This window comes from Actinomadura sp. NPDC048955, assembly GCF_040649435.1.
GTDB lineage: Bacteria > Actinomycetota > Actinomycetes > Streptosporangiales > Streptosporangiaceae > Spirillospora > Spirillospora luteofluorescens.
On the sequence record NZ_JBEZJI010000014.1, the window covers coordinates 50,230 to 63,841 of the forward strand.

At 73.9% G+C, this 13,612-nt stretch carries 12 protein-coding genes; 10 read left to right on the forward strand and 2 right to left on the reverse strand.

What is annotated here, in order from left to right:
* Position 1: 1 nt before the first annotated feature.
* Together AB0C84_RS16365 and AB0C84_RS16370 are read left to right on the forward strand one after the other, a co-directional pair.
* Entirely contained in the window at positions 2-1,549 is a 1,548-nt protein-coding gene (locus AB0C84_RS16365) for an MFS transporter (protein WP_361066404.1), read from the forward strand.
* Positions 1,550-1,557: 8 nt separating this feature from the next.
* Positions 1,558-2,124 (forward strand): TetR family transcriptional regulator, encoded by a 567-nt coding sequence (locus tag AB0C84_RS16370; protein WP_361066658.1) that lies wholly within the window; start codon positions 1,558-1,560, stop codon positions 2,122-2,124.
* Positions 2,125-2,142: 18 nt separating this feature from the next.
* On the opposite strand, the gene AB0C84_RS16375 is transcribed toward AB0C84_RS16370, so the two are convergent.
* On the reverse strand, positions 2,143-3,306 hold the full coding sequence (locus AB0C84_RS16375; protein ID WP_361066407.1) for a cytochrome P450: 1,164 nt from the start codon (positions 3,304-3,306) through the stop codon (positions 2,143-2,145).
* Between the two features lie 200 nt (positions 3,307-3,506).
* Here AB0C84_RS16375 and AB0C84_RS16380 point away from each other — a divergent pair, with 200 nt between their 5' ends.
* From AB0C84_RS16380 to AB0C84_RS16415, 8 genes are all read left to right on the forward strand, one after another.
* A complete protein-coding gene (locus AB0C84_RS16380) occupies positions 3,507-4,118 on the forward strand; it encodes a TetR/AcrR family transcriptional regulator (RefSeq protein ID WP_179846316.1) in 612 nt (203 codons plus the stop codon).
* 67 nt (positions 4,119-4,185) lie between these two features.
* Positions 4,186-4,815 (forward strand): LysE family translocator, encoded by a 630-nt coding sequence (locus AB0C84_RS16385; protein ID WP_361066410.1) that lies wholly within the window; start codon positions 4,186-4,188, stop codon positions 4,813-4,815.
* Positions 4,816-4,959: 144 nt separating this feature from the next.
* Positions 4,960-6,189, forward strand: coding sequence for a helix-turn-helix domain-containing protein (locus tag AB0C84_RS16390; protein WP_361066413.1), 1,230 nt, complete (start codon positions 4,960-4,962; stop codon positions 6,187-6,189).
* 31 nt (positions 6,190-6,220) lie between these two features.
* The gene (locus AB0C84_RS16395; protein WP_361066416.1) at positions 6,221-6,829 is read left to right on the forward strand and encodes a TetR family transcriptional regulator; all 609 of its coding nucleotides are present in this window, start codon (positions 6,221-6,223) and stop codon (positions 6,827-6,829) included.
* On the forward strand, positions 6,826-8,166 hold the full coding sequence (locus AB0C84_RS16400) for an MFS transporter (RefSeq protein WP_361066419.1): 1,341 nt from the start codon (positions 6,826-6,828) through the stop codon (positions 8,164-8,166). Before AB0C84_RS16395 ends, AB0C84_RS16400 begins: the two co-directional genes overlap by 4 nt.
* Entirely contained in the window at positions 8,156-9,580 is a 1,425-nt protein-coding gene (locus AB0C84_RS16405; protein ID WP_361066422.1) for an aspartate aminotransferase family protein, read from the forward strand. Before AB0C84_RS16400 ends, AB0C84_RS16405 begins: the two co-directional genes overlap by 11 nt.
* A gap of 16 nt (positions 9,581-9,596) precedes the next feature.
* Positions 9,597-10,349, forward strand: a complete 753-nt coding sequence (locus tag AB0C84_RS16410; RefSeq protein ID WP_361066425.1) for a helix-turn-helix domain-containing protein — start codon at positions 9,597-9,599, stop codon at positions 10,347-10,349.
* A 49-nt stretch (positions 10,350-10,398) separates the two neighbouring features.
* Positions 10,399-10,779 (forward strand): VOC family protein, encoded by a 381-nt coding sequence (locus AB0C84_RS16415; protein ID WP_361066428.1) that lies wholly within the window; start codon positions 10,399-10,401, stop codon positions 10,777-10,779.
* A gap of 131 nt (positions 10,780-10,910) precedes the next feature.
* Here AB0C84_RS16415 and AB0C84_RS16420 read toward each other — a convergent pair whose 3' ends face one another.
* Entirely contained in the window at positions 10,911-13,424 is a 2,514-nt protein-coding gene (locus tag AB0C84_RS16420; protein WP_361066432.1) for a hypothetical protein, read from the reverse strand.
* Between the last annotated feature and the right edge of the window lie 188 nt (positions 13,425-13,612).

Sequence of the window (13,612 nt, forward strand, 5' to 3'; positions counted from 1 at the left end):
CATGGAGCGGCCGGGGCGCGCCGGGTGGCGCGAGTGGACGGGGCTCGCGTTGCTCGCGCTGCCGACGATGCTGCTGGGGCTGGACGTGACGGCGCTCTACCTCGTCGTTCCGAGCCTGGCCGCGGACCTGGATCCGTCCGCGACGGAGACGCTGTGGATCATGGACGCCTACGGCTTCCTCATCGCGGGCTTCCTGATCACGATGGGGTCGTGGGGGGACCGGGTCGGGCGGCGCCGGATGCTGATGATCGGCATGGCGGCGTTCGGCGCGGCCTCGGTCTTCGCGGCGTTCGCTCCCAGCGCCCCCTGGCTGATCGTGGCGCGGGCACTGCTCGGAGTGGCCGGCGCGACGCTCATGCCGTCGACGCTGTCGCTGATCGGCACCATGTTCACCGACGTCCGGCAGCGGGCGCTGGCGATCGGAGTGTGGGCGACGATGTTCGCCCTGGGGATGGCGGCGGGCCCGGTCGCGGGCGGCGCGCTGGTCGCCGGCTTCTGGTGGGGTGCGGCCTTCCTCATCGCCGTGCCGGTCGCCGTGCTGGTGCTGGCCGCCGCGCCGGCACTGCTGCCGGAGTACCGGAACCCCGGCGGCCGTCCGGACCTGCTGAGCGTCGGGTCGTCCCTCGCGGCGATGCTGCTGATCACCTTCGCGCTCAAGCACGCGGCGGCCCACGGCCTCGACGCCCGGGCGTCGGCCGCCGCCCTCGCCGGCGGTGGCGCCGCGGTCGTGTTCGTCCGCCGGCAGCTGCGCCTGAGCGAGCCGCTGCTGGACATGAAGCTCTTCACCGGCCGGGCCTTCCGCGCGGCACTGTCCGTCCTGCTGATCGGCCTGGTCGGTTTCGGCGGAGTGATGTTCCTGGTCACCCAGTACCTGCAGTTCGTCGAGGGCCTCTCCCCGATGGCGGCGGGGCTGTGGATGGGGCCGCCCGCGCTGGCGATGCTCGTCGGCGCCCTCGGTGCCCCGCTCGTGGCGGGCCGGGTGTCGCCCGGCGTCGTCATGTCGGCCGCCCTGGCCCTGTCGCTAATCGGCTACGTGCTGCTCGCCCTCGCGGGGACGGACGGCAAGCCGGGCGTGATCGCTGGATTCGCGTTCGTGTACCTCGGGCTCGGGGTCATCGCCGCGCTCGGCACCGACATCGTCGTGGGTGCGGCGCCACCGGAGAAGTCCGGATCAGCGGCCGCGCTCTCCGAGACCGTCCAGGAACTCGGCGTCGCGGTGGGGGTCGCGCTCCTGGGAAGCCTCACCACCGTGCTCTACCGGAGGGAAGTCGAGGCCCCTTCCGGGCTGACGCCGTCCGCGGCCGATGCCTACAACGACAGCCTCTCCGGAGCCTGGTCCCTCGCGGACCGGTTGCCGCCCTCGGCGTTCGACGCCGCAAGAACCGCGTTCACCAGCGGGCTCAACACCGCCGCCGCGGTGGCGGGCATCGCCGTGGCGGCCGCTTCGCTGCTCAGCTTCACGGCACTGCGCCGTCTCCGGCCCCTCGGCGACGCCGGCCGTGAGGCGGAGCCGATAGCCTCGGCGAGCATGAGCGGCGGCGACGGGTGAGCAAGGGGATGGCGGCCGAGCACGGCACCGCCGACGGGCGGCGGGCACGCGGTGAACGCCGCCGGGCCCAGATCATCGAGGCGACGCTGGCGGTCGTCCTCCGCGACGGCGCCGCCGGTGTCACCCATCGCAGCGTCGCGAAGGAGGCGGGGATCACCACGAGCCTCACCCTCTACTACTTCGCGACCCTGGACGACCTCCTGATCGCGGCCCTGAGCAGCGTCACGGAGGAGTACACCGAGCGCATCCGCCGGCTCATCGAGTCCGAGGACGACCCGCTCGACGGCCTCGCGCGGCTCATCGCCGAATCCGCGGGCCCGGGCCGGGAGCGCGCCCTCGCCGAACGGGAGCTGTCGACCCTGGCGGCCCGCCGCCCCGCCCTGCGGCCGGTGGCGCGACGCTGGCGCGACAACGTCGCGGAACTCGCCCGAACGCGAACGGACGACCCGGACGCGGTCGAAGCCTTCGTCGCCGTCTCCGACGGCCTGTGCACGTCCCTCCTCCTCAACGACGCCGAGGCCGATCCGGAGCACATCCGCGCGGTCCTCGGCAGAACATTGCAGCTTCGCCAATAGCCCTTCCGACCTCGGCGGTCACCTGGGTGTGAGAGTCACCGGGAATTCGGTGACGCCTCTGACGAAGGCGTTGCGGAGGATTCGGGGGCCTTCGTCGTCCGCCCATTCCGCCGTGTCCACGCGGGCGATGAACTCCTCGAAGAAGATCTGGAGTTCCAGGCGGGCGAGAGAGGCGCCCAGGCAGAAGTGGGGGCCCAGGCCGAAGGCAATGTGGTCGCCTGGGCGGCGGGTCACGTCGAAGACGTCCGGGTCCTCGAAGACGGCCTCGTCGCGGTTGGCGGACCCGTACATCAGCAGGATCTGGCCGCCCGCCGGAATCTCCACGCCTGCGATCTCGGCGTCGCGCGCGGCCACTCGGCACATGTTGAGGATCGGGGTCGTCCAGCGGACGAACTCCTCGACGGCGTCCGGAATGAGGGACGGGTCGTCGCGCAGTTTCCGCCATTGGGCCGGGTGCCGGATCAGGGCGTCCAGGGCGGTCGCGATGACCGTCCGGGTCGTCTCCGCGCCGCCGACCAGGAGGAGCAGGGCCTCGTGCGCGAGGTGCTCGTCGTCGTAGGCGGGCTGGTCAGGGCTCGCGTTCGACCAGACCGACAGCAGGTCGTCGGTCGGGCAGGCGCGGCGGTCCGCGGCCATCTCCAGGACCGCGAGGGCGTACTCCCCGGCGGCGATCGTCGCGTCGTCGGTGATGTAGCGGAGGCCGCCGCCCGCGTACACGGCCGTCGCCGACCAGTGGACGAGGCGCGGCCACATGTCCTCCGGGAAACCGAGCAGCCAGCCGATGACGCGGGCGGGCAGGGGCGCCGCCAGGGCCGGGACGGCGTCCACGGTCCCCTTCTCCAGGGCCGTGGCGATGCAGTCGACGGCGGTCGACCGGATGCGGTCGGCGTAGCGGGAGACGCCGCGCGGGGTGAAGCGCTGGTAGACCATGCGGCGCCGGTGCGCGTGCTCGGGGTCGTCCTGCCCGATCATCGACGGGTCGGACGGCAACTGCGGGCGGTAGCCGCCCGAGTTCGTCCACACCTTGGGATTGCGCTCGACAGCGAAGACGTCGGCGTGCCGTGAGACGCCCCACAGGCCGTTCTCCTCGTCGTGGTGGACGGGTGACTCGGCGCGCAGCCTCGCGTAGACGGACCAGGGGTCGGTGGCGTACATCTCGCCGTCGAGAAGGTCGATGGCCATGGGCTCGCTCCTCCGGGTCCAGGAGAGGGAGACGTGAGTCGAGACTAGCGTCTCACCCAAGCAAGCGGTAGGTCTATCGTGGCTCCGGACGGGCTGCCGGTAAAGGGGTATACGCCCGGGGATGGGAGCGTTCGGGGGTGATGTACGGAAGAATGGGGGACGGTCACGGCGAGGCGGGCCATGCGGAAAGGCAGGGCGAATTGAGCGGCGATGCGCGGTTCACCGTCACGCGGACGCTGAGCAAGGATCAGCAGGCGCGGCGCGAGCGGCTGATCGACTCGGCCCGCGAGCTCGCGCTGGAGGGCGGCTACCCGGCCGTCACCATGCACGACGTGGCCGACCGCGCCGGCGTCGCCCGCGCCACCGTCTACCGGTACTTCGCCACCAAGGACCACCTGCTCACCGAGGTCGCGGCGACGTGGGCGCACCGCGTCACCGACGACGTCGACGCGCTCGCCGTCGGCGACACCCCGCAGGAGCGGCTCACCGCGCTGCTGGAGCGCATCGTGTACGTGGCGGCGGCCGAGCCGACCCTGACGTCGGCGATCATCCAGGCCGTGACCTCGGACGACTCCAGCGTCGACGACGCCCGCACCGTGCTGTTCCTGTTCCTGCGCGACCGGCTCTCGACGGCGATCGGCGACCCGGTGCCCGAGCGGGACGACGTCGAGATCGTCCTCGGGCACATCCTGCTCGCCGCGCTGATCAGCCTGGCGTCGCTGCGCCAGCCGGCCGAGGAGGTCGCCGCGATGGTCCGCACCGCCGGGCGGCTGGTGCTGGCCGGCGCCTTCGCCGCGCCCACCCAGGCCTGATCTGGTCCACTCCGCTCGGCACCGATTGGACCTGGGAACCGAACCATTGCGGTCCTAGCGTGCTCCCATGACCCACCCGCTGCTGTTCCTGCTGGCCGCCCTGACGCTCGTCGCCATCCCGGGCCCGAACCACCTCTACATCACCACGCGCAGCGTCGGTGAGGGCCGCCGCGCAGGGATCGCGTCCGCGCTCGGTGTCGAGACGGGCACGCTCGTCCACATCGCCGCGGCCGCGGCCGGGCTGTCCGCGGTCGTCGCCGCGTCCGCGACCGCGTTCGGGTTCCTGCGCTACGCGGGCGCCGCGTACCTCGTCTACCTCGCGTACCGGACGCTGCGCGGCCGCGACCACACCGGCGGGCCCGGCCTCGAACCGCGGCCGCTTCACCGCGTCTACCTGGACGGCGTCCTCGTCAACGTCCTCAACCCGAAGGTCGTGCTGTTCTTCCTCGCGTTCCTGCCCCAGTTCGTCGACCAGGACGCGGGTGCGGTGCCGCTGCAGATCGTGGTGCTGGGGGCCGTGACGGCGCTGATCGGGCTGGCCAGCGACATCGTGTACGCGGTCGCCGCCGGCTCGATCGGCGCGTGGCTGCGGGCCCGCCCCGCGTTCGCGCGGCGGCAGCGGTACGCGACCGGGCTGATCTACCTCGCTCTCGGCGCGGCGGCCGCATTCGCCGCCCCGAGCGCCCGCCGCGCGTAGCGGTGCGGGATGCCCGACTCGCCCGGCGCTCCCGGGCGCGGTGGGTTTGTCAATTCGCTTACAAGTGGCGCGGCGCAATGCGTATCGCGTCGTGCAGCCCGCCCGGCCGGTCGTCGGTAGCTTCCGGATCGGGAGGTGCGAACGGTGACCACGAGCCTTGAGCAGCGCTCGCCGCTGAAACCCTGGGCCGGCGTCCCCCGCGAGCTGTCCGCCGTGTTCCGCCCGCACCTGGACGCCCTCGCCGAGGAGATGATCGAGGAGATCCTCGCCGGGATCCCCGAGTACTCCCGCCCGCAGGACGAGGAGTACGCGCGGCTCGTCCGGCTGGCCGTCGAGGGCGCGCTGCGCCAGTTCGTCGACCTCATCATGGACCCGGAGAGCTCCTGGGAGCCGGTTGCCGCCGTCTACCGGGAGATCGGCTGGGCGGAGGCGCGCGAGGGCCGCAACCTGGACATCCTGCAGACCTCGCTGCGGCTCGGCGCCCGCGTCGCCTGGCGGCGGCTCGCCGCCGAGTCCGAGCGCTACGACGTCTCCCGCCGCACCCTCGCCGGCATCGCCGAGGCGATCTTCGCGTTCCTGGACGAGATCGCCCGCGCCGCCACCGAGGGCTACACCAAGGCCCGTGAGCAGGAGGCCGGCGAGCTGGAGCACCGCCGCCGCAGGCTGCTCGACCTGCTGCTCGCCGAACCGCCCGCCGCGCCGCAGGCCGTCGCCGACCTGGCCCGCCTCGCCCAGTGGCGCGTCCCGCGCACGGTCGCCGCCGTCGTCCTGTACGAGCGGGGACGGCAGCCGTTCTCGCACCCGTCCCTGCCGCCCGACGTGCTCGCGGACGTCAACCGCCGCGAACCCTGCCTCCTCGTGCCCGACCCGGAGGGCCCGGGACGCGGCCGGATGCTGGAGTCGGCGCTGCGCGACTGGGTCGCCGCGCTCGGCCCCACCGTCCGCACCGAGGACGCGGCCAGGTCGCTGCGCTGGGCCCGGGAGGCGCTGCCGCTCGCGCGCCGCGGCGTCCTGCCGTCCGACCGGCTGATCCGCTGCGCCGAGCACATGCCGGCGCTCGTCGTCTTCAAGGACGAGGAACTGGTCCGCGCCGTCGCCGAACTGCGGCTCGCGCCGCTGAAGGAGGTCCGGCCCCGGCATCGCGAGCGGCTCGTGCGGACGCTGCTGGCCTGCCTGCAGAACGGGTTCAACGCCACCGAGGTCGCGAGCCGGCTGCACGTCCACCCGCAGACCGTCCGGTACCGGCTGCACCAGCTGGAGGAGCTGTTCGGCGAGCGGATGTACGAGCCGGAGCTGCGGCTGGAGCTGGAGATGGTGCTGACCGTCTGGCTCACCGCGCCCCCCGCCGCGCCCGCGTCTCAATCAAACGATTGACCGGGCGCGGGCGAGCCCCTAGCTTGGGCGGATGAGCAGCAGCGATACCGGACGTGACCGGATCATCGAGGCCGCCACCCGGCTGTTCGCCGCCCTCGGCTACGACGGGACGTCCACCCGGATGATCGCCGAGGCAGCCGGGCTGAACGTCGCCACCGTGGCCTACCACGTCGGCGGCAAGCGCGACCTCTACCTCGCCGTCATGGAACGCGCCCACCAGGCCGAGCGGCAGGTGCTGGAGAAGGCCCTCGCCGAGATGACCCCGGACGTGGAGGGGCTCCTCACCCTCGTCGACCGGTACGTCGAACTCTGCGTGACGCGGCCCGAGATCCCCGCGCTGTGGATGCACCGGTGGCTGTCGGACGCCGCCGACGTCGCGCATCTCGACGACGAGTACGTCCGGCCGCTGATGGAGATGGTCAGCCAGGCCGCCCGCGGGGTCGTCGGCGACGAGGTCGACCTCGACTTCCTCGTGTGGACGGTCGTCTGGTGCACGCACGGGTTCGGCTCGGGCGGCGTCCTCGACCAGCACGGGAAACGCCGGAAACTCGACGACCCGCAGGCGGTCGCCCGGTTCCGCGCCCACATGCGCCGGACGGTCGCGACGGCGATCGGCGCGCCCGCCGGGCGCGCCGGATGACCGCCGGGCTGCCCCGGCGGCGGCTCCTCGGCTACGGCGTCGGCTCGATCGGCACCGGCGTCTTCTCCTCGGTCCCCGGGCTCCTGCTCCTGTACTACCTCACCGACGTCCTCGGCGTGTCCGCGGCGATCGCGGGGGTCGTCCTCGTCGTCCCCAAGGCGTGGGACGTGCTGCTCAACCCGATCGTCGGCGCCGCCAGCGACCGCGAGGCCGTCCGCACGGGGCGCCGCACCCGCTTCCTTTTGCTGGGCGCGCTGACCCTGCCGGTCCTGTTCGCCGCGATGTTCGCCGTCCCGGTCGACTCCCCGGGGTTCGCCGCGACCTGGGCCGGGGTGACGTTCCTGCTGGCCGCCAGCGCGTTCGCGTGTTTCCAGGTGCCGTACGTTGCGCTGCCCGCGGAGATCTCCGGCGAGCCGTCCGAGCGCGGCCGGGCGATGGCGTGGCGGGTCGTCTGCCTGACGGTCGGCATCCTGGTCGCGGGCGGCCTCGCCCCCCTCCTGACCGATTCCGCCGGCGGCGGGCGCGGGGGATACGCCCTGATGGGCGGCGTGATCGGGCTCATCATGGGCGCGGCGATGGTGGCGAGCACCCTCGCCACCCGCTGGATCCCCTCCCGCCCGGGGCCGCACCCGCTCGGCCTCGTCGCCGCGCTGCGCACCGCGCGCGGCAACCGGCCGTTCTTCCTGCTCCTCGGCGCGCACGTCGGGAACACCCTCGCTGTCGCGATCATGCTGGCGGGCGCGCCGTACGTCGCGACGTACCGGCTGGACGACTACGGGCTCACCTCGGCGATGTTCGTCTGCATGGTCGCGCCGAGCGCGTTCGCGGTCCCGCTGTGGCGGTGGCTCGCGCGCCGGTACGGGGAGGTCGGCTGCTACGCGGCGGCGCTGGTGGTGTTCGCCGCGACCGGCGCCGCGGCCTACCCCCTCATCACCTCCACCGCCGGGGTCCTGGCCCTCAGCGCCCTGGTCGGCGTCTGCTACGCGGCCGTGCAGCTGCTTCCGCTGTCGCTGATGCCCGAGACGGTCCACGCGGACGCCGGGCGGACCGGGCACGCGCAGTCCGGCGCCTTCACCGGGCTGTGGACGGCGGCGGAGACGGGCGCGCTCGCCCTCGGCCCCGGCGTCTTCGCGCTGATCCTGGCCGCCTCGTCGTTCCAGTCCTCCGACCTGGACACCCCCGTCGTCCAGCCCGAGTCGGCCCTCACCGGGCTGACCGCCGGGTTCACGCTCGTCCCGGCCGCGCTGCTGCTGCTCAGCCTCCCCCTCCTGCTGGCCTACCGCCGGCGGGCCGCCGTCCACCGCCCGATCGAGGGAACACCGGAACATGCCGTCTGAACGCCTTCCCGAAACCGGCCGCCCCGGCGCCGATCTCCTCGCCGAACTCGCCCGGCTGCGCGGCGCCGACCTGCCCGTGCGCGGCGGCCAGGTCACCGCCTACGTCTACGACACCGGGCGGGAGGCCGTGCACGACCTCGCCGCCACCGCCTACCAGGAGATGCTGGAGGTCAACTGCCTGGACCCGACGGCGTTCCCGAGCATCGTCGCCCTCGAACGGCGGATCGTCGGGTGGGTCGCGGACAAGCTCGGCGGCGGCACCGGCATCTTCACCAGCGGCGGCACCGAGTCGATCATGCTGGCGGTGAAGGCGGCGCGGGACGCCCGCCCGGTCGACGGCACGCCCCAGATCGTCCTCCCGGCGACCGCGCACCCCGCGTTCCACAAGGCCGCGCACTACCTCGGCCTCGAGGTCGTGCACGTCCCCGTCGACGACGCCTTCCGCGCCGACCCGGCCGCGACCGCCGCCGCGCTCACGCCCCGTACGGTGCTGGTCGTGGCCTCGGCGCCGTCCTACCCGCAGGGCGTCATGGACCCCGTCCCGGAGATCGCCGCCATCGCCGAGTCCGCCGGGGTGCCGTGCCACGTGGACGCCTGCGTCGGCGGCTGGGTGCTGCCCTGGCTGCGCGACGCCGGACGGGACGTCCCGCCGTTCGACCTGTCCGTGCCCGGCGTCACGTCCCTCTCCTGCGACCTGCACAAGTACGGCTACTCGCCCAAGGGGGCCTCGGTCGTGCTGTTCGCGGACGAGTCGCTCCGCAGGCGCGCCTACTTCGCGTCCGCGGAATGGCCCGGGTACACCGTCATCAACGCGGGCGTGCAGAGCAGCAAGAGCGCCGGGCCGCTGGGCGCGGCGTGGGCGACCCTCATGGCGGTCGGCGCGCGCGGCTACCGCGACCTCGCCGAGTCCGCGATGAAGGCGGCCGAGCGGCTGGCCGCCGGCGTCGCCGAGATCCCGGGCCTGCGGGTGCTCGGCGACCCCGCCGCCCCGCTCGTCGCCGTCGCCTCGACCGACCCGGCGCTGGACGTGTTCGTCGTCGCCGACGAGGCCCGCGCCCGCGGCTGGTTCTTCCAGCCGCAGCTGTCCTACCAGGGCATCCCGCCGAACCTGCACTTCACGCTGACCGGCGTCAGTGACGTCGAGGCGCTCCTGGCTGCGCTCGCCGACGCGGTGAAGGCCGCCCGCGAGGCCGGACCGCCGGACGTCCCGTCCGGCCTGGTGGACGCGCTCGCCGGCCTCGACCTCGACAGCCTCGACGACGCCGGCTTCGCGGGCCTGCTCGCGTCGGTCGGCGTCGACCTCGCGGGCGGCGCGGAACCCGAGATGGCCATGGTCAACGCCATCCTGGACGCCCTGCCGCCCACCACCCGCGAGGCCCTCCTGATCCGCTTCCTGTCGGCCCTGTACGCCTGAGCCGTAGGCTGGGGGTGTGCTGATTCATCGCGGGCCTCTCCATCCGGCCCTCGATCCGTTCGTCGCGGGCCTCGGCTATTCCGAGTCGCGCGGCCCCGTCGTTCGCGAGCAGTCCATCCCGACCGGTTGCGCCCAACTGTTCGTCAACCTGTACGCCGACGCGTTCACCGGCGGAGCCGGTGGAGCCGCGGTCCTCGGCGCGACGTCGCGGCCCTCCGTGATCGACACGGAGGACCAGCGCGCCATCGCCTGGGTCGCGTTCAAGCCCGGCGGCGCGTTCCCCTTCTTCCCGCCGGAGCCCGGGCTGGTCGTCCTGGGGGATCTCTGGGGCCGCGCCGGGGCGGTCGTGCGGGAACGGCTCCTGGAGGCAGGCGGCCCCGCCGAGATCCTGGACACGCTGGAGTCGGTCCTTCTCGAAGCGGGCGACCTGCACCCCGACCCCGCTCTGGAGGCCGCGGTCTCGGCGCTCGACCGGGGCGTCCCCGTCGGCGAGGTGACCGATCGGCTCGGCTTCACCCGCAAGCGCCTCATCGGGCTCTTCCACGACCGCGTCGGCCTGACGCCCAAGCGGTTCTCCCGCGTGCGGCGGTTCCAGCGCACGCTCCGGCGGATACCGTACGACCGGCCTGCCGACTGGGCGGAGCTCGCGTCCACCTGCGGTTACGCCGACCAGTCGCATCTGATCCGCGACTTCCGCGACATCGCCGGGCTACGGCCGTCCGAGTACCGTCCCCGTTCCCCCGACCAGCCCAACCACGTGCCGCTCTGAGGGAAATTCGTCCAATACGGGGCACGTGGGCGGCCCGCACGATGGTGTCATGAACCTCTTCCCGAAACTCGTCGTCGACGACGCGAGCCGGGCCGTCGAGTTCTACACGACGGTGCTCGGCCTCAAGGAGACCGAACGCTTCGAGACACCGGACGAAAAGATCGTCCACGTCCGGCTGGTCCACGGGGACGTCCAGCTCACGCTCAAGGACGAGGACGCCGTCGATGCCGGGCCGACCGCTCTCGGCCTCGACCGCTCACCTGTGATCATAAATCTCGACGTGCCCGACCCCGACGCGGTCGCTTCCCGCATGGAGGCGGGAGGGGCGACGGTGATCTACCCCGTCGAGGACCACCCGTACGGCCGCATGGGCCGGCTCCGCGACCCGTTCGGCCACGTCTGGATCGTCCGCCGGCTCGACGGCGGATGACCCGGCCCGGCCAGGACATGCGCGGGGCGGCACACATGTGCCGTCCCGCGCGTGCCGGTGCCGGTGCCGGCCTAGGTCCGGCGGAACTTCTACCAGCTGGCCGCCCGCGCCCGACGCGGGCGCCGCCCGCCTCAGCCGAGGCGTGTCAGGCGCTTGACGATGGACGGGGGCCGTCCCGTGCCGACCTTCACCGGGACGCGCGCGGCGCCCGCGTCCACGACACCGGCCCTGGTGCCGCGCTCGGGCTCGGCGGGCGGGTCGCCGTCGAACCCGACGCGCACGGTCAGGCCGGGCCAGCCGACGACGTTCACCGGCGACTCGGCGGTCAGCGCCTTCCGGCCGCCGAGGCCGTCGTCGAGCCAGGCGACCGTCTGCCCCGGGCGCGCCAGCGGCACCGCGACGATGGCCTGCTCGGCCGCGACGAGGATGCCCTCCGCCGTGTTGACGGCGTCCGCCGCGCTGGGGGAGCGCTGGCCCATCACCGCGCCCACGATCAGGGTCTGCGCGCCGCCGACGTTCCGGCGCGCGGCGAACACGAAGTTGCCGCCCGCCGCGTCCGTGTACCCGGTCTTGCCGCCGACCACGCCGTTGCGGCCCAGGATGAAGTTGCCGCCCTGGCGCGGGGAGCCGCCGCCGTCCGGCACGTACATCCGATTGTTCACGATCTCGCTGAACGTGGGGATCTCCATGGCCGCCCGCAGCAGCTTCACCTGGTCGGCGGCCGTGCTGACGGTGCCCGAGTGGTAGCCGCTCGGGTCGGTGTAGCGCGTGGCGGTCATGCCCAGCCGCTGCGCCGCGGCGTTCATCTTCGCCACGAACGCCTGGTCGCTCCCGGAGTCCCAGCGCGCCAGCTCGTGCGCCACGTCGTTCGCCGAGATGATGAGCAGGGCCTCCAGCGCCTTGCGCTGCGTCAGCCGCTGGTTCGCCGTCACGCCGAGCAGCGACTCGCCGCGCCGCTTGCGCGCCGGGATCTGTGCCGCCGCCTGCGGCGAAACCGTCAGCACCGGCCCCGCCTCGCCGGTCTTCAGCGGATGCTCGCTCAGGTAGACGTAGGCCGTCATCACCTTCGCGACGCTCGCCGTGGGCGTCGGGACCGCGCCGCCGGACGAGCCCATCGTGCCGAGCCCGTCGACGTAGAGGACCGCCTGGCCCACCGCGGGCCACGGCAGCGCGGGCGCCTGCCCGGGGAAGGTGTGGCTCGACGCGAGCGTCAGCCGCACCGTCGGGTCGGGCGGCGGCCGCAGCAGCTGCCCGGCCACGACCCCGGCCACGAGGACCAGCATGGCCGCGACGACGACGAGCCAGCGCCGCTTGCCCTTCCGCTTCTCCGTTACGGCGGGCGCGGCCGGAGGCGTCGGCTGGACCGGCTGAGCCGGTGGGGTCGGTGGGGTCGGTGGGGCCGTCCCGTCCCAGGGCACGCTCCACTGCCCGGACGTCCGCGCGGTCGGAGCCGGAACCGAGGCCTCCCAGGGCCCGCCCTGCGAAAGATCCGGCAGCCGCTCGACCCGCGTAGGCCCGGCGGACGATGGCGCGCCGCCGCGGACGTCGCCGGGCGCCTCCGGCCACATGGCCGGTGCGGCCGCGGCCTGGGGACGTTCGGCCTCGGGCTGCGCGGGCGGCCGCTGCGGGGCAGGCAGCGCCCGGTCGGCCCGCGTCTCCTGGACGTCGCGGGACTGTTCCTGGTGTTGCGGCGGTGCGGAGGCGGTGCGCGGGGCCGCGCCCTGGGGGCGTCCCGTCTCGGGAGGTGCGGTGCGCCGGGCGGGGCCGGGCGGGGCCGCGTTGGCGCGCGCCTCGTGGACATCGCCCGGCGTTTCCTGCTGTGCGGGCGCCCTTGGGGGGCGTTCCCTCTCGGGACGTGGCGCCTGCCGTGACGGAGTCGCTGGTGCCGCTGCGGCGCGGGCCTCCCGGACGTTGCCGGGCGTGTCCTGCTGCGCCGCCGGCGCGGGCGCGTCTTGCGGACGTCCCGCGTCGGGCGGCCCCGGCCGCGCCCGCTTGCCGCGCGATTCGTAGAAGTCGCCGGGGGGTTCCTGCTCTGCCTCCGGCTCGGGCGCGCCCTGGGCGTGTTCGGTCGCGGGGCGTATCGCGTGGCGGCCGCTGCTTCGGGGCGTCGTGGCCTGTGGCGGGCCGTTGCCGGGCTTCGGGGGCGCGGCGTGGCGCGCTGCCTGGGCGGTGCGCGCCTCGCTGGTGCGCTCCTGCTGTTGCGGCGGCGCGGGGTCGTCCTCGGGAGACTCCTCCGCCGGGGAGGCGGCGTCGTCCTCCTGGGCGGGCTCCTCGTCCTCGGCGGACTGGGACGTGGGGCGCCAGGGCTCGGTCTCCGGGGGCGGAGGAGCGGCGGCGGAAGGAGCCTTCTGCTCGGGCTCCTCGTCCGGGGGAGGAGGCGTGAACTGGACGTACCAGGTGGGGCCCGCCGGTTCCTCGGGCGCCTCGTCGCCGACCTCGTCGGCGGCTTCCTCGATTTCCTCGACGACTTCCTCGGCGGCGGCCTCGTCGGTCTCCTCGCCGGTCTCCTCGCCGGGCTCGTCCTGCGGCTCGGCGGGACGGCGGACGGCGATGTCCGGGCGGGTCAGGTTGACCTTCACCGGCACGCTGAACTCGGCGGTTCTGTTGCGCGCCGGTTCCGCGTCAAGCTCGGCGTCGTCGCCCACGTGCAGACCCCCTCTGCTCGTCCCCGACAGGCGGCGGAGCGGTCCTGCCGACAACCCCGTGCATCTAGAGGATGCGCATTTTATCGGGAAGGTTCGCCAGGATCCGTATCCGCGCGCCGTGTCGCGTGAACCAAGGACGCGGGTTGCGGAGATACATCGCTGACAACGTCCCCCGCATGGGAAGGCCC

Bases quoted from the DNA above. Each gene is read 5' to 3' on its own strand.
- AB0C84_RS16365 (WP_361066404.1), top strand. From the start codon at position 2: ATGGAGCGGCCGGGGCGCGCCGGGTGGCGCGAGTGGACGGGGCTCGCG.
- AB0C84_RS16370 (WP_361066658.1), top strand. From the start codon at position 1,558: ATGGCGGCCGAGCACGGCACCGCCGACGGGCGGCGGGCACGCGGTGAA.
- AB0C84_RS16375 (WP_361066407.1), bottom strand. From the start codon at position 3,306: ATGGCCATCGACCTTCTCGACGGCGAGATGTACGCCACCGACCCCTGG.
- AB0C84_RS16385 (WP_361066410.1), top strand. From the start codon at position 4,186: ATGACCCACCCGCTGCTGTTCCTGCTGGCCGCCCTGACGCTCGTCGCC.
- AB0C84_RS16395 (WP_361066416.1), top strand. From the start codon at position 6,221: ATGAGCAGCAGCGATACCGGACGTGACCGGATCATCGAGGCCGCCACC.
- AB0C84_RS16400 (WP_361066419.1), top strand. From the start codon at position 6,826: ATGACCGCCGGGCTGCCCCGGCGGCGGCTCCTCGGCTACGGCGTCGGC.
- AB0C84_RS16405 (WP_361066422.1), top strand. From the start codon at position 8,156: ATGCCGTCTGAACGCCTTCCCGAAACCGGCCGCCCCGGCGCCGATCTC.
- AB0C84_RS16415 (WP_361066428.1), top strand. From the start codon at position 10,399: ATGAACCTCTTCCCGAAACTCGTCGTCGACGACGCGAGCCGGGCCGTC.